The organism is Edaphobacter sp. (assembly GCF_028283685.1).
Lineage (GTDB): Bacteria > Acidobacteriota > Terriglobia > Terriglobales > Acidobacteriaceae > Edaphobacter.
This window is the reverse complement of the sequence record NZ_JAPWKF010000007.1, coordinates 884,859-906,841: the sequence shown is the minus strand read 5'-3', so window position 1 is coordinate 906,841 and position 21,983 is coordinate 884,859. Positions and strand designations below refer to the sequence as shown.

Here is a 21,983-nt window from a genome sequence, read left to right as displayed (position 1 = left end):
ACGAGGGGCCGGGTTGGCTCTAGTGTCGTTAGCACATCTCCATAGGCTGTATGAGCCAGAGCGATCTTCTGCATGAGGTGGAGGGTATGCCGGTTGCCGAGCATGTTCGCCTGAAAGAGTCTAAAGAGGGGTCTTGCGCGTGGAAGCTGTGGGGTCCGTACCTTAGCGAACGTCAGTGGGGAACGGTTCGCGAAGACTACTCGCCCAATGGTGATGCGTGGAACTTCTTTACGCACGACCAGTCACGCTCCAAGGCCTACAAGTGGGGCGAGGATGGGATCGCTGGCATTTCGGACGATCATCAGCATCTTTGTTTCGCGATTGCAATGTGGAACGGTGCCGATCCCATTCTGAAGGAGCGGCTGTTCGGCCTGACGAACTCTGAAGGTAATCATGGCGAGGATGTGAAGGAGTACTACTTCTACCTCGACAATACGCCGACGCACTCGTACATGAAGTATCTGTACAAGTATCCGCAGACGGCATTTCCATACGACGAGCTAGTCAAGAAGAACGCAGGGCGATCGAAGTTCGAGCACGAGTATGAGCTGATCGACACGGGCGTGTTCGAGGAGAACCACTACTTCGATGTGTTCGTGGAGTATGCCAAGGTGGATGCGGACGATCTGCTCATCCGCATCACGGCGGTGAATCGCAGCGACCGGGCGGCGATGCTCCATCTGCTGCCGACGCTGTGGTTTCGCAATATGTGGTGGCAGACGGAAGGTGCGGAACGGCCGCAGCTACAGATCTGTGCTGATGGCGCGGGAATTGATGCCATCCATGAGCGGCTCGGCACCTATCGCCTGCATGTGGAGGACGGCACAGAGCTGCTGTTTACGGAGAACGAATCGAACGAGGCGAGGCTGAGTGGCGGGGTCAATGCGACGCCTTATGTGAAGGATGCCTTCCATGAATATGTCGTGCATGGCAACAGAGATGCGGTGAATCCTGAGCATCGCGGGACTAAAGCGGCGGCGCACTCTTCGAAGAGGGTAAAGGCTGGCGGTGAGTGGGTGATGCGCCTGCGCCTTCGACGCGGAGAATCCGCGAAGGAGTCGCTAAAGGCTGCTGCCTTCGATGCCGTCTTCACGCAAAGGATCTCGGAGGCCGACGAGTTTTACAAGGCGATCTGCCCGAAGAACTGCACTGCTGGAGACGCGACAATTATCCGGCAGGGACTGGCTGGAATGCTGTGGTCCAAGCAGTTCTATTACTTCGATCTTGACTTGTGGTTACGGGAGCACGGCTATAACCCTACCGGGATGGGACGCCAGCAGACGATGCGCAATGCGCCTTGGTTTCATATGCTGAACGCGGATGTGATCTCGATGCCGGATAAGTGGGAGTATCCCTGGTATGCGGCGTGGGATCTGGCGTTTCATACGGTGGCTCTGGCGATGGTAGACGTCGAGTTTGCCAAACAGCAGCTGGAGTTGATGGTCAGTGAGACGTATCTGCATCCCAATGGGCAACTGCCGGCTTATGAGTGGAACTTTGGCGATGTGAATCCACCGGTGCATGCGTGGGCAGTGCTGTATGTCTACATGACGGAGAAGAGCCTGCATGGTGGCGAAGGCGACCTTGAGTTTCTGCGCAGCTGCTTTCGCAAACTGCTGCTGAACTTTACGTGGTGGGTCAATCGCAAGGACCGCTCGGGACGCAATATCTTTGAAGGCGGGTTTCTGGGGCTGGACAATATCGGCGTCTTCGATCGCAGCGCGCCATTGCCCGACGGCGGTTATCTGGAGCAGGCGGATGGCACGGCATGGATGGCGATGTTTGCGCAGAGCATGCTGAGCATCTCGCTGGAATTAGCGGCATCGGACGAGAGCTACGAAGATGTGGCAGTCAAGTTCCTTGAGCACTTCCTGTGGATCGCGGGAGCAATGGATCCGCAGGGCGACAGCGATCATGAGTTGTGGGACGACGAGGACGGGTTCTTCTACGACGTGCTGTATGCGCCGGATGGAACTGGTTGCAGGCTGAAGCTGAAGTCGATGGTAGGGTTGTTGCCGTTGGCTGCGGTGTCGATCATGCCGACGGAGATTCTGGAGAAGTATCCGCGGCTGATGGAAAGAGCGAAGAACTTCTTCAAGCGGAGACCGGAGCTCGCGGCCAACCTGCATGAGCCTGATGCGCCGGGCGAGCAGGGGCGCTTCATGCTTTCCGTCTTGAACCGTGACAATCTAAAGCGAGTTCTGACGCGGATGCTGGATGAGGAGCAGTTCCTGGGAGAGTACGGCATCCGCTCGATCTCGCGGGAACATCTGGAGAAACCGTATCTGTTCGACCTGGACGGAACGCAATACAAGGTGCAGTATGAGCCGGCAGAGTCGACGACGGGATTATTCGGCGGCAATTCGAACTGGCGCGGCCCGGTGTGGATGCCGGTGAATGCTCTGCTGGTGAAGTCACTGCTGCTGCTTTACCAGTATTATGGCGACTCGTTCACGGTGGAGTGCCCGACGGGATCGGGAGTAGAGAAGAACCTCTTCGAGGTAGCGCACGAGATAGGCGACAGGCTGGCAAATATCTTTCGTGTGAATGCGGAGGGACGCCGGCCGGTGTATGGCGATACGGAGGTCTTTCAGAGCGATCCTCACTGGAAGGACCTGGTGCTGTTTTATGAATACTTCCACGGAGACAACGGCGCGGGGATTGGAGCAAGTCATCAGACCGGGTGGACGGGGGTGATTGCCCGGTTTCTTCACCTGTTCGATTCGGTCACGGCACACGATGTGCTTTATGAGGGGACGGCGTCGCTGCTCGGTGGTGACCGTCTGGCGAAGACGGAGGCTGCTGTGCCGGGGAAGACGGTGCGGTGAACCGGGGGAGGCTCATCCTCGCAGGACGTTGCCCTGCATGCTGACGAAGGGCTGGAGAGCCCTGGATGTGACCGATCCGTTGGAAATCCGGCTACACGACTTTCTATTGCGGAATCTCTGGAAGACGAATAGAAGGGTATCTCATGGCCATCTACCCCAAATGTCGTAGTTCTGTAGAATGAACTATTACAGAACGATGGTTTTGTGCGTGAACACATCGTCAAGAGATTGGTAAAGTGCGCTGTCAGCTTGCGTGGTGGAGCTGATGGTGTTTTGGGAGAGCGGGATGACAGCTGCAGGTTTTGATGGACTTCGGGTCTTATCGCTGGAGTCCAGACGCGCAAACGAGATGGCAAAGCTCATTCGCACCTACGGCGGAGAGCCTTTCGTTGTGCCAGCGATGCGCGAAGTTCCGCTGGAGTCGAATCGTCATGTGGTGGAGTTTGCGGAAAAGCTGATCGCTGGAGAGTTTGATCTGCTCGTCTGCCTGACCGGTGTCGGCGTTCGCGCCCTGGTACGTGTGGTGGAAGAGGTTGGCCTGCGAGACAAGTTTCTCGCTGCTGTTGGTGGTCTGAAGATTGCAGCACGCGGACCGAAGCCGGTGGCTGTGTTGAAGGAGCTGAATCTTCCGATCGCGTGCGTGGCACCGGAGCCGAATACCTGGCGCGAGATGATTGCCACTTTAGACGCACAGTTTGGCGATGCGCTGGCAGGCATGCGTGTCGCCGTGCAGGAGTACGGTGTTGCCAACCCAGATCTGTTGGAGGGGTTGACGGCTCGCTGCCTGTCCGTGGCGCGGGTCCCGGTGTACCAGTGGGCATTGCCGGAGGACGTACAGCCGCTACGCGAAGCGGTACTCGGTTTGATCCGTGGCAGTGTGGATGTGATCCTGTTCACGACGGGAGCGCAGGTCGTTCACCTCTTCCAGATCGCAACCGAGATGAATGCAGAGGGCGATCTGCGCGCCGGATTGCAGGCGCTGGTCGTGTTTTCGATTGGCCCGTCGACCACAGAAGTTCTTTTGCAGTATGGCATCACGCCGGACTTCGAGCCTTCGCATCCCAAGATGGGTTTTCTGGTGAATGAGTCGGCGCAGCGCGCTGGTGATCTGGTACAGGAGAAGAAGAGTATGAGCGGACGAACCCTGAGCGCGCGTCAGTCAGGCCTGCGCGACGTGATTGCCGAGAAGAGCGGATCGCCAGCGATTGCGCCTATCGACTTTTTGCACGAGATCACCAGCCGTATCGCGGCAGCCGACTCGTTCCATGCCGTGCTGGAACGTATCGTCGAATTTGTGACTGCGGTGGTCCCATGCGACTCGTGCTTTATTTACGTGTTGGAAGGCGACAAGCTGCTGCTGCGCGCCTCGAAGAATCCACACGAGGACGTGGTCGACCATCTCGGCATCAAGCTGGGGCAGGGAATTACGGGATGGGTGGCGGAACATCGTGAGCCGGTTGTGCTGGCTTCGAGCGCCTCAGATGATCCGCGCTTCAAGCTGTTCAAGAATCTGCCGGAAGATCGCTTTGAGGCGCTTCTGTCGATGCCGATTTTGTGCGCAGGGCGTGTCGTTGGAGTGATCAACCTGCAGCATCGGGAGTCGTATCAGCACACGACCAATGAGGTGCGGCTGCTTTCGACGATTGGCTTCCTGGTCGGCGCCGAGGTTGAGCGCGCGCGCCTGGAGAACGAGAACGCCCAGCTGGCAGGGCGACTTGAGGCCCGCAAGGCCGTCGAGCGCGCCAAGGGTATCCTGCAGCGCGACATGAAGGTGGGCGAGGAAGAGGCCTATCGCATGATGCAGCGGGAGAGTCGCCAGCGCCGCAAGTCGATGCTGGAGATCGCGGAGGCGATTCTGCTGGGCGAAGAGATTCGCAAAGGACAGGCAGCCGCAGCGGCGACGATCGCAGAGCCAAAGCCTGCAGCGCTGCCACAGGCTTAGTGCCGTAATCTTTCGTCGACGGATTCAACACGACATCACGCTGGTCATGTTTAATGGCGTGCGTGCTGAACAACATCTTGTCACCTCGTCTGTTTCTTGCCTGCGTAGGTTTCCTGCTTGTCACCTCGTCTATTTGTTCCGCACAGGAACGCTCCCCGGACCTGACGCTGCGTGGAACGATCGCCGCGATCAACCGCGAAACGTATGTCGAGGTTCCCTTCAAGGTGCCTGCAGGGGTAGTGCGCGTCAGCGTTGCATTCGCCTATACCGAGCATGAGCATCAGACGACGATTGATCTTGGCCTCTTCGACGGAGAGCGATTTCGCGGCTGGAGCGGAGGCAATAAGAGCTCCTTTACCGTTGCGGAGACCGATGCGACGCCATCGTATCTAGCAGGTCCGATCCGGCCGGGCGTATGGAAGCTGATCCTCGGTGTTCCCAGTGTGGGAGCGGGTATTCGTTCGCAGTATGAAGCGAAGATCTTCTTTACGCATCCCGGGGAGAAGGCGGCGGTTTCGACCTTCGAAGCAGAGCCGGTACGCGAGGGGCCGGCATGGTATCGCGGCGACCTGCATATGCATGACGCGCACAGCGACGGCTCATGCATGAGCCAGTCCGGGAAGAAGGTGCCGTGCCCGCTCTACAAGACGGTGGAGGCGGCTGTGGCGCGTGGGCTGGATTTTATTGCGATCACCGATCACAACACGGTCTCGCACTTCGATGCAGAGCGTGAGCTTGCACCGTACTTCGACAAGATGCTGTTCATTCCGGGGCGCGAGATTACGACCTTCGATGGCCATGCGAATGTCTATGGCACCACGGAGTTCATCGACTTTCGTCTGACCAGCAAGTATGTGCCGACATTTAGCGACCTGCTGGATGAGGTGGATCGCAAACACGGCATTCTCTCCATCAACCATCCGGGGTTGCCGACGGGGAGCGCCTGCATGGGATGTGGCTGGTCGGTGAAGAATACGGATTTCAGCCGTGTGCATGTGATCGAAGCCGTGAATGGAGACAACGTCGACAACAATGTATCCGGCATCCCCTTCTGGCAGCAGCGGCTGAACGATGGTCTGCGCGTGACGGCGATCGGCGGCAGCGACAACCATAATGCGACGCTGCTGCCTGAACACGAATCTGCGATTGGACGGCCCACGACTGTGGTGTACGCGAAGAATCTCTCAGAGCGTGCGGTTCTGGATGGCGTGCTTGCGGGCCATGTCTTTATCGATGTGCAGGGATCGCATGATCGCTCGATGAGCCTGACGGCGAATACGCACAGTCAGACAGCGATGATGGGAGATGCGCTGAACGTGCCATCGGGTGAGAGCATTCATCTTGTGCTGACGCTCGATCACGTGGAAGGAGCGCATGCTGAGTTGGTTCGCGATGGTGCGGTGACGCCGTTTGCCAATGGACAGACCGCACGTGCTCAGCATGTTGTGTTGGAGCAGGATGAGCCGTCTGACGGCAGACGTCACTGGCTAAGGATGAGTGTGCGTGACGCCGAAGGAAAGCTGCTGCTGCTGGGAAATCCTGTGTATGTGAACTTCCCAGTCAGCGGCAGATAGTCGATCAGGCTTTGGTGAAGGCCCCTTCGAGCAGGCGTTTGCCGAACTCGATCTCTTCGCGGGTGATGGTGTGCGGACGCAGCTCATAACGCCGCGTCGTGACCGATGCTCCCATCGCGGTGAGGATCTTTGCTGACTCCTGTACGCGGGAGAAGGGAACATGCGGATCGGGATCGCCGGTGCCGAAGAAGACGGGAGTCCCGGCAAGATCACCTGTGTGTGTCAGCTCCGATCCCTCAGGGCCGATCAGGCCTCCAGTAAAGGCGATGAGCCCGCCGTAACGTTGCGGGTTGCTGGCAACGAACTCCGTCGAAAGACAGGCACCCTGCGAGAAACCAGCGAGCACGATCTTCTCCGCGGGAATGCCTGCATCCTTGACCTGCTGCACGGTGGCCTTCACTTTCTGCAGCGCAGAGCTGAGCCATGGTTCGTTCTGTGTGCGCGGCGCGAGGAAGGAGTACGGATACCAGGTGTGATCGGTAGCCTGCGGTGCAAGGTATGCGATACCCGGCAGGAACATCTCTTGTCCGAGTAACAGGATGTCTTCTGCGGAGCCGCCGCGGCCGTGCAGAAGCACGACCGCGCCTTTGGCTGTTTTGAGCGGCTCCCCGAAGTGGTGAACCGCGCCGTTGCTGTGCGGGTTGTCGATCATACGGTCTCCTTTGCCTCGGGGGTGCTCTTATGCAGTGTGATCGGGATGAGGCGCTTCTCGATCAGGTCGCGCTTCGGCTCGTACCACTCGGGGATGCGCAGGGCTTCGCCGAGCGACTCGAGCGGCTCATCGAGAGCGAATCCCGGAGGGTCGGTTGCGAGCTCAAAGAGCACGCCGCCGGGCTCGCGGAAGTAGATCGAGGTGAAGTAGGTGCGGTCGAGCACCTGGGTCACGTCGACGTGTTTGGCAAGCTCCTCGCGCCATGCCCGCTGTGCTGCTTCGTCACTGGCACGGAAGGCGATGTGGTGCACCGATCCTGCGCCGGAACGGCCGTAGCTGGCGTTGGCATCGATGACGAGATCGATGTGGTTGCCCAGCGCGTGACCTTCGGCGGAGAAGCGCTGCCGGTTGCCTTCCTCAGCGACCTTGTTGAAGCCCATGACGTTCAACAGTGCCGCGGTCTTGTCGGCACTGACCTCGTAGAGGGTGACGCCGAAGAAGCCACGGATGGCGTGCTCGGACGGCACATCGGCAAAGCGAGGAGCTTTGGCAGCGCCTGCGTCGGAGTGGCCGACGATCTCGATCTTCATGCCGTCGGGATCGGCTAGCGTCAACACCGCTTCGTCAAAGCGCTTGCCGGTACGCTCAACGAGAATGCCGAGGTTCGTGAGGCGCTGCTCCCAGTAGTCGATGGACGTGAGCGGCACACTGAATGCTGTGTGCGTCACCTCGCCGACCCCGGCGAGACCGCGCATGGCCCGGGGCCACGGGAAGAAGGTGAGGATGGTGCCAGGTGTGCCTTCGTCGTCGCCGAAGTAAAAGTGATATGTCCCGGGATCGTCGAAGTTGATGGTCTTCTTGACGAAGCGCAGGCCGAGAATCTGGGTGTAGAAGTCGAGGTTCTTCTGCGGGTCGGATGCGATGGCGGTGACGTGATGCAGGCCAGGGATGGGCGTTTTCATGATGAGGTCTCCATGAATCGTGGTGCTTCGGGTTGTATTGCGTTTGTCGATCGCTGCTCGGCAGAAAGCCGGCGATCATCCGTGCTCGTTTGCTGCTGCTGCCGCGAGTCCAATCTTTTTGAGGCTTGAGTGAAGCGCGATGCGCTCGGCGGGTGTGAGTTCGCTCATCAGCGACTCAATGGCTGCTTCGTGCTGCTCGTAGATCGTGGTGATGAAGATCTTGCCCTTCGCCGTCAGTTCAATGCGGCGGATGCGGCGGTCCTGCTCGCTGGCCTGCCGCGTGACGAAGCCCTTCTTTTCGAGGCGGTCAATGGCGGAGGTCATGGAGGCGTTGGCCAGAAGAACCTTTTCCCCGATCGCCGAGATCGTAGAGGGACCTTTGTGCAGCAGCACCTCAAGCACCATGAAATCGCTGAGGCCGAGGCCCTGACCTGCGACCTGCTGCTCGACGAAGGAGGCCATGGCCTTATAGGACTTGGCCAGCACAACCCAGATGCGGGCTGCGTGAATTGTCGTCTGCTCTTCCACCTTGCCTCCTCTCTTGATTCCTACGACATCAGATGTTTCGATATCGAAATAAGATTCAAGAGGTAGCATCTTCCATATTTTGAAGGCTTTGACTCGATGGTGGGACTAGAGGCTGGCGATGTAGCCCATGATTTCAGGGCTGGTCCAGTTCTGAGCGTTCACAAATTTGCGCCGTAGCATGCCGTTTCTGTCGATCAGGTAGGACTCCGGGATCTGGGATGTGCCGTAGAGGGCGTTGATTCTGTCGTCAGGATCGCGGAAGGTCTTGAGGTCGATGTGATGCCGCAGCAAGAAGCGGTGGTATGCCTCCGGGGCGTCATCGATGCTGATGGCAACGATGTCCAGGTCAGGCATCTTCTGGTGCAGTGCGAGGAGGCTGGGGAGTTCTTCGATGCAAGGGGCACAGTTCGTCGCCCAGAAGTTCAGCAGGACGGTGTGCCCGCGAAGTTTGCTGAGATCGATGGTCTGATCTCCATCCGTAAGGACGAACTGAGGTGCTGATTTCGCGACACTTCCGGGATGCTGCCCGCGATCGCAGCCGATTGCCAGCAGCAGCAATAGAAGCGAGGACAGTGTTCGTCTCACCTTGTGCTCCCTTTGGATCAGGTTACAAGAGCCGCCCAGGATGGAATAGGGTCCATTGAGAGAAATCAGTTTAGATCATGGATTTAGATGGTCGGGGCGAGAGGATTCGAACCTCCGACCCCCTGCTCCCGAAGCAGCCCGGGCGCTAAGGCGGCTGCGACAAGCGGAATCAGTTACTTACAAAGAGATTTCTCTGTGTGGAAATCATAACGCAGCGGGTCAAAATGGAGCAAGAAACTAGCGGGCGTTCAGACTGGCGTTTGCCGGGGACATCCGCCGCTTGTTTCTACTAAATTATTGTTCGTCTTCGATTCTTGCATTGAGGTATTCCCCGAATATTTTTTCTGGTATTTCATTCATCCGCCGTTCTGCGTCCTCTGCTGGCCGGGTTGGCCATCCTTCAGCGTTAGCAATCACCGTAAAACTTGGGGACACAAAGTATTTACTCCAGCGCCGCCCTGCCCGTCTGATGTTCGATACGCTAAAAACTTCCCTAGCAGGGATGTGCATGGCGTCCGCCTGTTTTGATATACCGCTCAACAGCCCACCCAACGCCTGATTTCTCGAAACGCCTAGAATAGCCCTCAATTCGGTGTCTTCTATCCCAAACACCCCAACATCAAGCATGACAGACAGTGCTGTTTTCTGTCTGTCGCCTAATCTATCAATAAATTCGTGAAATCGAGTAGGGTTCCATAAATTAGGGTCGCTCAACGAGGCCATACCGCGACGCTCGCCCGAGCGTGCCGCATTGAGCATAATTTGCTTATGAACGCTGGCTGCGGCCCACACGCGGGCGGCCTCCTCGGGCGTATCCACGATGATTTCCGCCCCCGGTAATTTCAACGTGATAGCCATACATCGAGACTATCAAAAATAAGAGCCGCATTCCTAGGGAAAACAGTTGACACTTGGCTGAAATGCCGATAGTGTGTCTCTAGAAGCAGTAATCAGCAACGACTGTTACGGGGGGGAGAGGTGGATTCAACTTTGCAGGACACACTACACAATGCTGAAAGCGCGGCGGCTATCCTTCGCGTCAGCCCGTCCACCATTCGGTATTACTGGACGACGGGAAGACTACCGCGTCTCAAGATCGGGAAACACACGAGAGTGCGTGAGAGTGAGCTACTGAAACTTATCGAAGAGAAATAGTCATAAAGATAGCGTAGAAAGCCCCTGGCAGGGCCTCTACGCCGATAGCTCAATCAACCCCGTCGCGAAACGAAATCAACCGGCTGTGTCTATCGTACACGGCATCGGTTGGTCCCTAACCCCAGAAACTACTACAGGAGACCCAGCCCCATGCTTATCACCGACGCTCTATGCGCACTTTCCCTCCGCGCCATCCAAACCATCCGCCAGCCCCACATCTCCGAGGACGAGATTCGCCAGCACCACGCCATGAGCCTGAGCCTTATGGCGCGGCCCCGGCGGACGGGCAAAGTTCACATATTTAACCTCCCGAGACCGTCTACCGCTTCTCTAAGCGCGATGTCCAGTTTCTTCGAGGCGAAATGCACCCCTGAAGATCTTCGGGAGGCACGCCTGGACCGCGACTCCAACAACCGCCACCGCCGTGAAGCCCTTCGTAAAGTGAAAGGGGCGGCCTATGTCTCGTAGTGCCTGCGAACAGCTCATTATCGACGTACACAAGAGCGGCTCCGTGCGGAAGATGAACCGATGAGCGAAATAACAGCGAACAAACGCTAACCATGACTATCTCTTTTTGTTTGTTATGGATGACCCTGTCGGGCACATTTAATAGAGGGACTATTTATGAAAATCGATGCAATTGATGAGCTTGTCGCCCGTAGCAAGGATCATCACGAGCTGAGGCGTTTTCATCGTTTCCACCGCGAGCACCCGGAGGTACTGGACTTTTTGGTATCGGAGATTCGACTACGCATCGAGCAGGGCTTCGAAGCGTTCTCGTATCACAGCCTGTGGCACTACGCCCGGTGGAAGCTCGAGATAAAAACCGGGCCGGTTGGGGCGCTTGAGACGTACACGATGAATGACCACACCGCCCCGTTCTATGGCCGTGCTATCGCGATCTTGCACCCGGACCTGAACGGGAGAGCGGAGGTACGGTCATCGGTCGCGGACAAGGTCTTCGGCACGGAGCTTGAACCGGCGCCGAAGACGCGAACCAAGGGCTATGCGCGACGGTTGCGCTGGGCCGACGGTACGCCGCTTGAGCGTGGGTGGCGTCCGACGTTGCCCCATGTCGTTGGCGTTGCCGGGATAGTCAAGCGACCCGATATCCACGAGAGGGTCAACAAATGAAGGGCTACAGCTACAGATACGTCGGTTGCGTTAGCGGCCGACCGGAAGCCTGCGAATGCGGCAAAACGCCAGAATACGTACACAAAATAGCGAATAGGCAAGAGCGATCCGTATGCCGCGAGTGCGCCGAGAAGGTTCTTTGTCGGAGTGAAAAGTACATGCCGCTATTCGCCGAGAAGTCATTTCAGGGCGGATGGGATCATGTCGTTTCCTCTAAACCCCCGTATGGATGGATGAGCCGTTGGCACATAGAAGAGGTTTTACGATGAACGATCAAGAGAGACAAATCGCACCAACCATTCCGGGAGCCTTCCCGAAGAACCCGAGGCCCCACGATCTGCGAGCTGTGATATCTCACGGCCCAACTGCCTCCGAGTGGCGGGAGCTTTTCGACACCCAGGCCGACATTGCTAACGCACCGGAGCCGGTATTTCTCATCGACCGCTTTCTCCAAGAGGAGTCCGTCGTTGGCATCGTCGGCCCTGTCCGTTCGCGAAAATCCATCGTGACGCTGAACATCGTCCATGCTCTGCTGACCGGAGAGCCTTTATTCGGAAAATTCGGCGTGACTCGGAAGCCCGAGCGTGTCGTCTATCTATGTCCCGAGACAGGGCGGCTATCGTTTGCAAAGCGGCTGCGGAAGATGGGGCTGGATAAGTACGTCGGCAAAACGTTGTTCGTTCGCACCATGAACAGCGAGCCTGTGTCGCTAGACAATCCGACTTTACGCGAGGCCGCAAAAGGCGCAGTTCTCGTGTTGGATACGATGGTGCGCTTTTTCAGCGGAGACGAGAACAGCTCGGAAGCTATGAAGATCTTCGGCGATATGTGCCATTCACTCATCCGGGATGGCGTGCGTTCGGTCCTGCTGTTGCACCATGCTGGAAAAAGCTCACAGAGCGACGGCAAGCCTCGTGCGTTAACGTTGGAGAGTGGGCGCGGGTCGGGTGACTTCGGAGCATTTCTGACGTCGTGTTGGGGCTGTACCCTGGATGACTTCGACAAACCGCATGTATCGGACTCCAAGGTCGTATGCCTAAAGCAGCGGGACTTTCAGGCCGAGGGCTTCAAGTTGTCGCCATCGGGTAACGAGGACAACTTCTTTCTGCACTACAAAGAGAGTTCGTCGGCTGATGTGTCAACGAAACGGGAAAAGGCCATCGCTATTCTTCAGCGGTACGCGCCCACAGAGTCGAATAAAGACTTGCGCTTGCGCCTCCTAGACGCGGGGTGCGGATTCGAAATTGACTGGATAAAGCGGGAGGCAGCCAAGGTGCGGCGAAGTAGCGCGAGCGGTGTATCCGTCGTAGAAGGTGCTTTACCGTGACACAAACACACAGGGAATAGAAACTTTAGTTCTATCCCGTGAGTGTACGTTTTCTGTATATATAGGAGGCCGCTCAAAAGCACTCAATAGAATCAAGTAGATACGGTCGATGAGTGTACGCGCCTCTACACTCATCGAAGCCTCTAGGTCCTCGCAGTCGTGGTGCGAACACCGAAGCGCTGGAGCTTATAAAGCATTGCATGGCAATGAGATAGGCGAGGGTGGGTCAAATCTCTAGGAGCGCCCGAAAAAAGCCCTCCGCCACTCACAAACTTACATACACGAATAATTTACAAAAAATGGAATATTTTAGCGGCTAATATGATATTTAGTATATATTTGGTTGGTATAAATTTGGCTGCTACGGTGGGCTTTAGGTCCTCGTGACGAAGATTTCGACCGCCCCGCCAAGTTGCATTGATACGCGGCGACTTAGAAGGGTAAAGACACCTCGGCGCTCGCGCCGCGCTACACCACGTCGAACACCTGAAACGTTGCTGACCGATAAAGTTAGTTGATGGTTGCGGAAGGTTGGTGCGTCGCTACGTTGACTCGCTATGGGCAACGTTTTGCAACCTTCCGCTCATTACAATCTTGTTCCACGTGGAACTAATCGTTGTATGATCGATGTAATGTTGCTTAGTTGATACTTCGTACGCTAGAGCAATAAAAAGCCTACCCCGTTAATTACCGAGGTAGGCGGTTGTGGTGCATTAGCAGGAACCGGATCGCCTGAACTTTACTAGGGCGCAGGCGTTTCCTTCTGGTTGTTTGACGTGCAGTCGGTTGTCCTGCACACCGATTGCACTTCGCCTTCTTCTGTAGAAGTGCATACCCCTCATTCTATTACCTCTGTCGCTGTGGAAATCCGGCGGGAAATCCGGCGGCATGTGATATCCACAGCGACCCTAAATATATCCACACATGCTGTACAATACCTCGCTGGCGAGCTTTTAGGGGCCCGTAGTGCGACCGCTAGACACCCTGGCTATACCCCCAGCTACGCTTTTGAAAGCAGGCTTATGCGCTCATGGACGGCCTGTAGATCGGTCGTTACGAGATTGGCATATCGGCGTGTCATCTCCAATGAGCTGTGCCCAAGTACCTTTTGCAAATGGAACACGGAGCCGCCACGGCGGAGATAGTTCACCGCGAACGTATGCCGGAAGGCGTGTAGGGTGCGGACTGGCGGTTTGACCCCATTACGCTCGCAATGGAGCTTCACGTCCCGGAGTACATCTCGGCGTCCTAGCGCCGTTCTATTGCAGGTCGCAAAGATCAGGGCCTCGGCAGGCGATTCTTTGCAATACATGAACAGCACTCGGCGCAACTCGAAGCTGAAAGGAACGAGGCGTTGCTTCTGCCCCTTGCCGTCCAGTGTCACTAAGAGGTTATCGAAGTCGATGTCACTGACACGAACTTCGAGGGCTTCTCCTATCCTGCATCCCGTGTCCATGAGAAACAACACCAGCAGATGAGTCCGACGTTGGAACTTCCCCTTCGGTTTGGCGGCGAGTAGCCGTTTCACCTGGGCCTCGGTGAACGTGGGGAAGACCTCTTTGGGTTCCTTTAGTTCGGACAGACGTGGATGGGTGCATCCGGCCCCGGACTTCCGTTTCTCCGCGCTGTTCCAATGGAGATAGGCGTTGATCGCTCTTATCGTGGCGTTGCAGCCGGTGGCTTTTCGACCACGCTCGCGCATCTTGACCACGATTTCTATGAGCTGGTCCTGAGATGGGGACGGGCAGGGAAGCCACTTCAGGCTATCTTGATACCACTCGATTGTTCGGGGTGAGACGTTATGAAGGTATTTACGTTCGCGAATGAACTGTTCGAATCGAGCTTCCATGAAATCTCTCCACAGGACTGCTGAGATAAGAGAGAAATCACGTAAGTCATTGAATGGTCGGGGCGAGAGGATTCGAACCTCCGACCCCCTGCTCCCGAAGCAGGTGCGCTACCAGGCTGCGCTACGCCCCGACTCATTGTGTGGGTGACGGTAAGGGTGGCGATCCTTGCTGCTCAGGGGCTTCCGGAATGAGTTCGGGACTCACCGGAGGCTCGCCTGCTGGAGCGCTTTTTCCGACTGACTTAGTTTAGCAGATATGTTGCTGGCATGTGATGAGGGAACTATACTTTAAGCAGTATGGTTTTGATCGCTATGCGCGCGTGTTGTTGTTGCCGGAGCATCTCGTGTCCGTGTATGCGCTGTTGCCGGTAGGCCGCGATCTCCATTCTCTCCCACCCATAACGTTTCACCCCGATATGAAGTGTCTGCGACTCGCATCTGTCGTTCAGAGGCTTCAGAGGTCAAAGAATCTATATGAGCTCCGCTATCGCCGACGACGCGACTACTCTTCTTACTCCAAAACGATTGAACCATCTCCAGGCACTTGAGGCTGAGAGCATTGCCATCATGCGCGAAGCGGTCGCCGAGTTTGCGCGGCCGGTGATGCTGTACTCAATCGGCAAGGACTCGAGCGTGATGCTGCGGCTGGCGCAGAAGGCGTTCTACCCCGGGAAGATTCCATTCCCGCTGCTGCATGTCGATACCAGCTACAAGTTCCCGGAGATGATCTCGTTTCGTGACGCGTATACGAAAGAGATTGGCGCGGAGCTGATCGTGCATCGCAACGAAGAGGCGATCGCTGCGGGAGCGAATCCTTATACCCTGGGCACGCAGAACTGCTGCGGCCTGCTGAAGACGCGCAGCCTGCTGGATGGCCTGGCCGAGGGCGGCTTCGATGCTGCCTTTGGCGGTGCGCGCCGCGACGAGGAGAAGAGCCGCGCCAAGGAGCGCGTGTACAGCTTCCGCGACAGCGCAGGGCAGTGGGACCCGAAGAACCAGCGGCCAGAGTTGTGGAGCCTGTATAACTCGCGCCTGCGTAAGGGCGAGAGCATCCGGGTCTTCCCGTTGTCGAACTGGACGGAGCTGGATATCTGGCTGTACCTGTACGCCGAAAAGATTCCGATTGTGCCGCTGTACTTTGCGCAGGAACGTCCGCTGATCGTGCGCGGTGGACAGATGACTCTGTATCACGATGGCATGAAGCTGCTGCCGGGCGAAGAGATTCGGACAGAGAAGGTCCGTATGCGGTCGCTAGGCTGTTTGCCATGCACGGGTGCGATGCGCAGCGAAGCGGATACGCTGCCGAAGATTATCGAAGAGCTGCTGACGTTCCGCCGCAGCGAGCGTGAAAACCGCGCCATCGACCATGATGAAGAGGGTTCGATGGAAGTAAAGAAGCGGGAGGGCTACTTCTAAATGGCGAACGATCTTTTGCATACCGAACGAGAGTTTCAGGATTTTCTGGACGCGCATCTTGGGCAGGAGTTGCTGCGCTTTACGACGGCGGGCAGCGTGGACGACGGCAAGAGCACGCTGATCGGCAGATTGCTGCACGACACCAAGAGCGTCTACGAAGACCAGCTGGCGGCTGTGAAGAAGAGCCGCGTCAACCGCGCGGCCAACGGGCACGTGGACTTTTCGCTATTGACCGACGGCCTGAAGGCGGAGCGCGAGCAGGGCATCACGATCGATGTGGCCTACCGCTACTTCTCGACGTCGCGGCGCAAGTTCATCATCGCGGATACGCCGGGGCATGAGCAGTACACGCGCAACATGGCGACGGGAGCTTCAACGGCGGATGTAGCCGTGGTGCTGATCGACGCGAAGGCGTTTCTGCGCGAGGGCAAGCTGTTGCCGCAGTCGCGGCGCCACACGTACATCGCTTCGCTGCTGGGGATTCCGCATGTAGTGGCGGCGGTGAACAAGATGGACATCGTCGGTTACTCGCAGGAGACGTTCCAGGCGATTCGTGCGGAGTTTGTTGAGCTGGCCTCCAGGCTTGGCCTGAAGAGCGTGACGACGATTCCGGTGAGCGCGCTGGAGGGTGACAACGTGGTCACTCCCAGCACAAACATGACCTGGTATGACGGCCCGACGCTGTTGGAGTTTCTGGAGACGGTGCCGCTGCTGATGAACGAGCCGCTGGGTCCGCTGCGCTTTCCGGTGCAGTTGGTGCAGCGCCCGGATGCGAGCTTCCGTGGCTTTGCCGGTCAAGTAGCGCGTGGTGTGCTGCGCGCAGGCGAGCGGGTTCGCGCTCTACCTTCGGGGCGCGAGACGACGGTGAGCCGCATCGTGACCTGGGACGGCGATCTTCCGGTTGCAGCGTATCCGCAGAGCGTGACGGTTGAGCTGGAGGACGAGATCGACCTGAGCCGCGGCGAGATGCTGGTTGCCGCTTCGGCTGAGGAGGAAGGCAATCTGCCACAGGCCTCGCGTCATGTACGCGCGATGGTGGTGTGGATGCATGAGGAGCCTCTCGTCGTAGGCCGCACCTATATCGCCAAGCACACGACGCGGACGGTACGAGCGACCGTGAAGGCGATTCGTTATCGCGTGGATGTGGCGACTCTGGAGCACGGAGCGACGCGCCAGTTGGCGATGAACGAGATCGCGGAGATTGAGCTGGAGACGAATCTTCCGCTGTTCTTCGATCCGTATGAGGAGAGCCGGACGACGGGGTCGATGATCCTGATCGACAGTCTCACCAACGCAACGGTGGGAGCGGCGATGATCACTGGCGCTTCCAAGGCGCTGGACGATACGGCAAACGGAGCGCCAGCGTTGGTGCTTCTGCCAGGTCGGCCTGCGATTGCAGAACGTCTGCGGGAGCAGATGGAGGCGCACGGGTATCGCGCAGTCGTGATCGACGATGACTTGATTCCGGAGGAGTCGCTGGTTGCCGTGATTCGTGCTCTGGACCTTGCGGGAGTGACGGCGATTACGTCACGTGCACTGGCCTCGGACGCAGTCGACGGGCTGGTTCATGCAGTGAGTGGCTTTACGCAGCGCGGCGTTCTGCGCGGCGATGAGCTCGATGACGAAAAGGTGCTGGAGATTGCAGGGGGTGTGCAGTGAGCTTGATCGATACGCCAATTGATTATGAGACGCTGACGGCGGAGGAGCTGGTCGGGGAGATTGTGCGCGATGCCGCTCCCGGATCGGTGTGCCTGACCTCAAGCTTTCAGACCGAGGACATGGTGGTGCTGCACATGCTGCGGCATCATCTGAAGGATGTTCCGGTGATCTTCCTCGAGACGGGCTATCACTTTCCTGAACTGATTGCGTATCGCGATCGCATGACGGCGGAGTGGGGACTGAACCTGGTCAATGCCCTGCCGACGACGACGGTGAAGGAGTTCGAGGGACAGTTCGGCATTCTGAATATCGTGAACCCGACAGCATGCTGCCAGGCCCGCAAGGTAGAGCCTCTGATGCGTTCGTTGGAGCCTTACGACTGGTGGTTCACGGGCCTGCGGCGGGAGCAGTCGCCGACGCGCGCGAACCTGAAGAAGGTCGAGGATCACAAGACGCCGACAGGCAAGATGCTGAAGAAGATCAGCATCCTGGCCGACTGGGACTGGGATCGGGTCACAGCGTATGCCGCTCAGGCAGGAATCCCTGAACTCGAACTGTATGCGCGCGGTTATACGAGCATCGGTTGCGAGCCGTGCACGGCGATTCCCGAGGCTGGCGCGGATGCCCGCAGCGGACGGTGGGGCGGCAAGAAGCTGGAGTGCGGTATCCATACCTTCTCGGAAAAGGGCTGATCTGCCAGTAGCGGCAGATGCCGTCAGGGACTAAGCTTTTTTCATGACAGAGCAGCGCCAGATCGTTGAAGTATGGCGACGCGGCGGTGCGCGCGTTCTGATCACGGTCGTACGGGTGGAGGGCTCGAGCTATCGCAGGCCCGGTGCGCGCCTGCTGCTAAGCGGCGAGGGCCTGTACGCGGGCACGATAAGCGGCGGATGCCTTGAGGCAGAGGTCGTACGCCGTGCTGACTGGAAGGTCCGTGATGGCGCTGTCGTGGAGCAATACTCCACCATGTTTGAGGATGCGGTCGATGTGCCGTTCGGGTTGGGATGCGGTGGTGTCGTCGACCTTCTGCTGGAGCCGGTGGAGTCACCGGAAGGGCAGGCGCTGCTCGCTGCGATAGAGCGGTCGCTTGCAGGAGAACCCTCGACGGTTGTGACCTGGCTTCCGGGCGACGGGCGGTCGCTGCGTCGCGTGATCGTCGACGCGAGCGGACGGACGATCTTTGCGAGTGAGGGACTGGCGGAGAAGAAGCTTGCCTGCGCCCATGAGCTGATCCCGGGGGAAGAGTATGAGGGGCGTTTCGTCGAGCGCCTGATGTCGCCGCAGCGGCTGCTGATCTTTGGCGCAGGCGACGATGCGAAGCCGCTGGTATCTCTGGCCGCAATGATGGGCTGGAGCGTCATGATCGCGGATGGCCGGTCCCAGCTTGCCCGCGCGGAGCGTTTTCCTGGCGCATATCGCGTAATTGTTGCAACCGGGGATGCTGCGGCCGATGCGCTTAACGTGCAGCCCTCGGATGCGGTGGTCATTATGACCCACAGCTATGAGCAGGATCGGGCGTTGCTGGCGGCAGTCCTTCCGCGACACCCTCGATATCTCGGTATGCTGGGAGCGCGGCACCGCAGCTCTCTGTTGGTGAGCGAGGCGGCACAGTTGACGGGCTGCTCGCTGGAGGAGTGCTGCGACCGTGTCTGGGCGCCTGTGGGGCTCGACCTGGGCGGTGACGGGCCTGAAGCGATTGCACTCGCCATCATGGCTGAGGCGCATGCGGTCTGTGCGGGAAAGATCGTTATATCGCGCCGTCTCCTCCCAGAGGACGTTGTCCGGCATGTAAGGGAAGGCGGCATGTCGCGGTACGTTGAGGCGCAGTGTGCGCTGGATACGACGGAATGAGCGTTGCTGCGATTGTTCTGGCAGCCGGAGCCTCACGGCGCATGGGGCAGCCAAAACAGCTTGCTCAATTAAATGAAGAAACTTTGCTGGAGCGCAGCGTTCGGATCTGCCATGAGGCGGGTCTAAACCTGGTGATCGTTGTGCTGGGAGCTGCCGCGGACGAGATTGTCCGGAGGGTTGCGCTGCCGCAGGCGATGATTTTACGGAATGAACAATGGGATGAGGGCATCGCATCTTCAATCGCTCTTGGAGTCTTATCGATTCCGGAAGGGTGCAGGGGAGCGGTCATCCTGACGTGCGACATGCCCTCGGTGACCCCGTCGCATCTTCGGGAACTGGCGGCGTGCGAGCAGGTGACTGCTTCGCAGTACGCTGGACGGCAGGGAGTTCCAGCCTTCTTTCCCCGATCCTGTTTCGAGGAACTGCAGGCATTGCGTGGCGATACGGGAGCGCGCGCCATGCTGGGGGGAGCGGAAGCGATTCCGCTGTCCGGCGGCGAGCTTGATGTCGATACTCCAGCTGATCTGGAGCGGGCACGGGCGATCTTTTCCTGAGCAAAGAAGAGCGAGGGGACTATTCGAGGGTGGTTCCGGTAACGTAGACTTCCTTTTCAGGATTGGAAGTTTATTTTTGAATAGAAAAGAATCTCTGGAGGCCGGGTGAGCCGCTCGATCGACGCGCATCATCATCTATGGCGCTACACCGAAGAGGAGTATGGCTGGATCGATGGGACGATGTCCTCGCTCCGGCAAGACTTCCTGCCCGCAGACCTGATGGCCGTGATGCGCGAGGCAGGGATAGACGGTGCGGTCGCTGTACAGGCCCGGCAAACGATGGAAGAGACACGCTGGTTACTGGGTTTGGCGGAGATCTGTGACGAGATCCTGGGCGTGGTCGGCTGGGCACCGCTGGCGTCCCCGCAGTTTGCGGAGGGGATGGAGGCGTTGGCCGGGAGGAAGAAGCTGCGCGGGCTGCGCCACATCGTTCAGGGGGAACCCGATGGTTTCATGCGGGGTGCTGCGTTCAATGCGGGGATAGCGCAACTGGACAGCCTCGGCCTCACCTACGATGTTTTGATCTATGAGCGGCAGTTGAAGGAGGCGACGGAGTTTGTCGACCGCCACCCTCAGCAGAGGTTCGTCGTGGACCATATTGCCAAGCCAAAGATACGCGAGGGTGTTGTACAACCGTGGGCCGATGAGATGCGCGAGTTGGCTCGACGCGAGAACGTATGGTGCAAGGTTTCGGGGATGGTTACGGAGGCGGATTGGTCTGCGTGGACGCCAGCAACGTTGCGCCCTTACCTGGACGTAGTGACCGAGGCGTTCGGGCCGCGCAGGCTCATGGCGGGTTCGGATTGGCCGGTGTGCCTGGTGGCTTCAGGCTATGGCCGTTGGTTCAGCATCCTGCGTGATTACTTCTCTGCATGGAGTGAACAGGAACGGGATGCCATCTTTGGTGGAACCGCGATAGAGTTTTACCGGCTGTAGAGAGGCGTTTTTTGATGAAGGCATTTCAGATCCAGGCTCCCGGTGTGTCGCAGGTCATCGACGTCGTTGAGCCGAAAGCCGCGGCGGGCGAGGCGCTGCTGCGTGTGAAGATGGTGGGACTCTGCGGGACGGACCTGAATACGTTTCGCGGCAGAAATGTTATGGCCGGGCTGCCCCGGATTCCAGGGCATGAGGTGGCGGCGGAGATCATCTCCGGCGGTGGCGCGCTGGCAGACGGCACGCTGGTGACGGTGCTTCCCTATACAAGCTGTGGCTTGTGCGCCTCGTGCCGGCGCGACAGGCCGAACGCCTGCCAGCATAACCAGACGATGGGCGTGCAGCGCGATGGCGCAATGGTGGAGTACATCAGTGTGCCGGTAGAAAAGCTGTACCCGGCGCGGCTATCGCTGCAGGAGCTGGTTCTGGTGGAACCGCTGACGGTCGGTTTTCATGCGGCGTCGCGCGGACGGGTAACGGCGAACGATATCGCTGCAGTCTTCGGCTGTGGCGGGGTTGGGCTTGGAGCGATCACGGCGTGCGCCTCGCGAGGTGCGGAAACCATCGCCATCGACATGGACGATGCGAAGCTGGCCATCGCTGCGCACGCAGGTGCAAAACACCTGATCAACACGGCGCGCGAGGATCTTCATCAACGGCTTGTTGAGATTACAGATGGCCATGGGCCGGATGTGATCATCGAAGCCATCGGACTGCCGCAGACATTCCGTGCGGCGGTGGAAGAGGTGGCGTTTACGGGCCGTGTGGTGTACATCGGTTACGCGAAGGAGCCTGTGGCGTATGAGACTCGTCTGTTCGTGCAGAAGGAACTGGATATTCTCGGCTCTCGCAACGCGCAGCCTGAAGACTTTCGCGAGGTGATTGCCTACCTGGAGCGCGGTACCTTCCCAGTCAAAGACGCCGTGAGCGCGGTGGAGCCGGTGGAAGAGGCAGGTTCGATGCTGGCGAAGTGGAGCGATGCTCCGGCGATGTTTACCAAGATCATCATTGAGATGTAAGAAAGACTAGAGGAG

21 protein-coding genes and 1 tRNA gene are annotated in these 21,983 nt (G+C 58.2%); 13 read left to right on the top strand and 9 right to left on the bottom strand.

Going from position 1 to position 21,983, the window contains the following annotated elements:
* Positions 1-50: 50 nt before the first annotated feature.
* Positions 51-2,828 carry a glucosidase gene (locus tag PW789_RS14630; RefSeq protein WP_299377649.1) on the top strand — a complete coding sequence of 926 codons (2,778 nt, stop codon included), beginning with the start codon at positions 51-53 and terminating at the stop codon, positions 2,826-2,828.
* Between the two features lie 186 nt (positions 2,829-3,014).
* Here PW789_RS14630 and PW789_RS14625 read toward each other — a convergent pair whose 3' ends face one another.
* Entirely contained in the window at positions 3,015-3,191 is a 177-nt protein-coding gene (locus PW789_RS14625; protein WP_299377647.1) for a hypothetical protein, read from the bottom strand.
* On the opposite strand from PW789_RS14625, the gene PW789_RS14620 reads away from it, so the two are divergent.
* Both PW789_RS14620 and PW789_RS14615 read left to right on the top strand, forming a co-directional pair.
* Positions 3,178-4,770, top strand: coding sequence for a uroporphyrinogen-III synthase (locus PW789_RS14620; protein ID WP_299377645.1), 1,593 nt, complete (start codon positions 3,178-3,180; stop codon positions 4,768-4,770). The two genes, PW789_RS14625 and PW789_RS14620, sit on opposite strands and share 14 nt — an antisense overlap.
* A 77-nt stretch (positions 4,771-4,847) precedes the next feature.
* Positions 4,848-6,344: a CehA/McbA family metallohydrolase gene (locus PW789_RS14615; protein ID WP_299377643.1), complete on the top strand. Its 1,497-nt coding sequence runs from the start codon at positions 4,848-4,850 to the stop codon at positions 6,342-6,344.
* Between the two features lie 4 nt (positions 6,345-6,348).
* Here PW789_RS14615 and PW789_RS14610 read toward each other — a convergent pair whose 3' ends face one another.
* The 5 genes from PW789_RS14610 to PW789_RS14590 all read right to left on the bottom strand — a co-directional run bounded on the left by PW789_RS14610 (position 6,349) and on the right by PW789_RS14590 (position 9,929).
* Positions 6,349-6,996, bottom strand: a complete 648-nt coding sequence (locus tag PW789_RS14610) for a dienelactone hydrolase family protein (protein ID WP_299377641.1) — start codon at positions 6,994-6,996, stop codon at positions 6,349-6,351.
* The gene (locus tag PW789_RS14605) at positions 6,993-7,958 is read right to left on the bottom strand and encodes a ring-cleaving dioxygenase (protein WP_299377639.1); all 966 of its coding nucleotides are present in this window, start codon (positions 7,956-7,958) and stop codon (positions 6,993-6,995) included. The genes PW789_RS14610 and PW789_RS14605 overlap by 4 nt, the downstream gene beginning before the upstream one ends.
* A gap of 75 nt (positions 7,959-8,033) precedes the next feature.
* On the bottom strand, positions 8,034-8,486 hold the full coding sequence (locus PW789_RS14600) for a MarR family winged helix-turn-helix transcriptional regulator (RefSeq protein ID WP_299377637.1): 453 nt from the start codon (positions 8,484-8,486) through the stop codon (positions 8,034-8,036).
* Between the two features lie 105 nt (positions 8,487-8,591).
* Complete coding sequence (locus tag PW789_RS14595; protein ID WP_299377635.1) at positions 8,592-9,071, bottom strand: TlpA disulfide reductase family protein; 480 nt, start codon at positions 9,069-9,071, stop codon at positions 8,592-8,594.
* A 294-nt stretch (positions 9,072-9,365) separates the two neighbouring features.
* Positions 9,366-9,929, bottom strand: coding sequence for a hypothetical protein (locus tag PW789_RS14590; RefSeq protein ID WP_299377633.1), 564 nt, complete (start codon positions 9,927-9,929; stop codon positions 9,366-9,368).
* Between the two features lie 120 nt (positions 9,930-10,049).
* On the opposite strand from PW789_RS14590, the gene PW789_RS20175 reads away from it, so the two are divergent.
* On the top strand, positions 10,050-10,226 hold the full coding sequence (locus PW789_RS20175) for a helix-turn-helix domain-containing protein (RefSeq protein WP_367182563.1): 177 nt from the start codon (positions 10,050-10,052) through the stop codon (positions 10,224-10,226).
* A 168-nt stretch (positions 10,227-10,394) separates the two neighbouring features.
* Here the strand turns inward: PW789_RS20175 and PW789_RS14585 are convergent, their stop codons facing one another.
* Positions 10,395-10,523: a hypothetical protein gene (locus tag PW789_RS14585; protein WP_299377631.1), complete on the bottom strand. Its 129-nt coding sequence runs from the start codon at positions 10,521-10,523 to the stop codon at positions 10,395-10,397.
* Between the two features lie 327 nt (positions 10,524-10,850).
* Here PW789_RS14585 and PW789_RS14580 point away from each other — a divergent pair, with 327 nt between their 5' ends.
* Positions 10,851-11,360, top strand: a complete 510-nt coding sequence (locus PW789_RS14580) for a hypothetical protein (protein ID WP_299377629.1) — start codon at positions 10,851-10,853, stop codon at positions 11,358-11,360.
* Between the two features lie 265 nt (positions 11,361-11,625).
* Positions 11,626-12,687, top strand: coding sequence for an AAA family ATPase (locus PW789_RS14575; protein WP_299377627.1), 1,062 nt, complete (start codon positions 11,626-11,628; stop codon positions 12,685-12,687).
* A 1,000-nt stretch (positions 12,688-13,687) separates the two neighbouring features.
* Here PW789_RS14575 and PW789_RS14570 read toward each other — a convergent pair.
* Together PW789_RS14570 and PW789_RS14565 are read right to left on the bottom strand one after the other, a co-directional pair.
* Positions 13,688-14,536, bottom strand: a complete 849-nt coding sequence (locus tag PW789_RS14570) for a site-specific integrase (protein WP_299377625.1) — start codon at positions 14,534-14,536, stop codon at positions 13,688-13,690.
* 54 nt (positions 14,537-14,590) lie between these two features.
* A tRNA-Pro gene (locus tag PW789_RS14565) sits at positions 14,591-14,667 on the bottom strand.
* 343 nt (positions 14,668-15,010) lie between these two features.
* Here PW789_RS14565 and cysD point away from each other — a divergent pair.
* The 7 genes from cysD to PW789_RS14530 all read left to right on the top strand — a co-directional run bounded on the left by cysD (position 15,011) and on the right by PW789_RS14530 (position 21,968).
* On the top strand, positions 15,011-15,952 hold the full coding sequence (gene cysD / locus PW789_RS14560; RefSeq protein WP_299377623.1) for a sulfate adenylyltransferase subunit CysD: 942 nt from the start codon (positions 15,011-15,013) through the stop codon (positions 15,950-15,952).
* On the top strand, positions 15,953-17,611 hold the full coding sequence (cysN, locus tag PW789_RS14555) for a sulfate adenylyltransferase subunit CysN (protein ID WP_299377621.1): 1,659 nt from the start codon (positions 15,953-15,955) through the stop codon (positions 17,609-17,611). It begins immediately after the preceding gene.
* Complete coding sequence (locus tag PW789_RS14550; protein ID WP_299377619.1) at positions 17,608-18,303, top strand: phosphoadenylyl-sulfate reductase; 696 nt, start codon at positions 17,608-17,610, stop codon at positions 18,301-18,303. Before cysN ends, PW789_RS14550 begins: the two co-directional genes overlap by 4 nt.
* 43 nt (positions 18,304-18,346) lie before the next feature.
* On the top strand, positions 18,347-19,462 hold the full coding sequence (locus PW789_RS14545) for an XdhC family protein (protein WP_299377617.1): 1,116 nt from the start codon (positions 18,347-18,349) through the stop codon (positions 19,460-19,462).
* Complete coding sequence (locus PW789_RS14540) at positions 19,459-20,016, top strand: nucleotidyltransferase family protein (RefSeq protein WP_299377615.1); 558 nt, start codon at positions 19,459-19,461, stop codon at positions 20,014-20,016. Before PW789_RS14545 ends, PW789_RS14540 begins: the two co-directional genes overlap by 4 nt.
* A 105-nt stretch (positions 20,017-20,121) precedes the next feature.
* Positions 20,122-20,952, top strand: a complete 831-nt coding sequence (locus PW789_RS14535) for an amidohydrolase (protein ID WP_299377613.1) — start codon at positions 20,122-20,124, stop codon at positions 20,950-20,952.
* A 14-nt stretch (positions 20,953-20,966) separates the two neighbouring features.
* Complete coding sequence (locus tag PW789_RS14530) at positions 20,967-21,968, top strand: zinc-binding alcohol dehydrogenase family protein (RefSeq protein WP_299377611.1); 1,002 nt, start codon at positions 20,967-20,969, stop codon at positions 21,966-21,968.
* Positions 21,969-21,983 lie beyond the last annotated feature (15 nt).

What these genes read in the sequence shown, in the direction of transcription:
- cysN (WP_299377621.1), top strand. Translation starts at nt 15,953, where the DNA reads ATGGCGAACGATCTTTTGCATACCGAACGAGAGTTTCAGGATTTTCTG.
- PW789_RS14620 (WP_299377645.1), top strand. Translation starts at nt 3,178, where the DNA reads ATGGCAAAGCTCATTCGCACCTACGGCGGAGAGCCTTTCGTTGTGCCA.
- PW789_RS14530 (WP_299377611.1), top strand. Translation starts at nt 20,967, where the DNA reads ATGAAGGCATTTCAGATCCAGGCTCCCGGTGTGTCGCAGGTCATCGAC.
- PW789_RS14580 (WP_299377629.1), top strand. Translation starts at nt 10,851, where the DNA reads ATGAAAATCGATGCAATTGATGAGCTTGTCGCCCGTAGCAAGGATCAT.
- PW789_RS14610 (WP_299377641.1), bottom strand. Translation starts at nt 6,996, where the DNA reads ATGATCGACAACCCGCACAGCAACGGCGCGGTTCACCACTTCGGGGAG.
- PW789_RS14605 (WP_299377639.1), bottom strand. Translation starts at nt 7,958, where the DNA reads ATGAAAACGCCCATCCCTGGCCTGCATCACGTCACCGCCATCGCATCC.
- PW789_RS14570 (WP_299377625.1), bottom strand. Translation starts at nt 14,536, where the DNA reads ATGGAAGCTCGATTCGAACAGTTCATTCGCGAACGTAAATACCTTCAT.
- cysD (WP_299377623.1), top strand. Translation starts at nt 15,011, where the DNA reads ATGAGCTCCGCTATCGCCGACGACGCGACTACTCTTCTTACTCCAAAA.
- PW789_RS14590 (WP_299377633.1), bottom strand. Translation starts at nt 9,929, where the DNA reads ATGGCTATCACGTTGAAATTACCGGGGGCGGAAATCATCGTGGATACG.
- PW789_RS14630 (WP_299377649.1), top strand. Translation starts at nt 51, where the DNA reads ATGAGCCAGAGCGATCTTCTGCATGAGGTGGAGGGTATGCCGGTTGCC.
- PW789_RS14540 (WP_299377615.1), top strand. Translation starts at nt 19,459, where the DNA reads ATGAGCGTTGCTGCGATTGTTCTGGCAGCCGGAGCCTCACGGCGCATG.
- PW789_RS14625 (WP_299377647.1), bottom strand. Translation starts at nt 3,191, where the DNA reads ATGAGCTTTGCCATCTCGTTTGCGCGTCTGGACTCCAGCGATAAGACC.
- PW789_RS14545 (WP_299377617.1), top strand. Translation starts at nt 18,347, where the DNA reads ATGACAGAGCAGCGCCAGATCGTTGAAGTATGGCGACGCGGCGGTGCG.
- PW789_RS14575 (WP_299377627.1), top strand. Translation starts at nt 11,626, where the DNA reads ATGAACGATCAAGAGAGACAAATCGCACCAACCATTCCGGGAGCCTTC.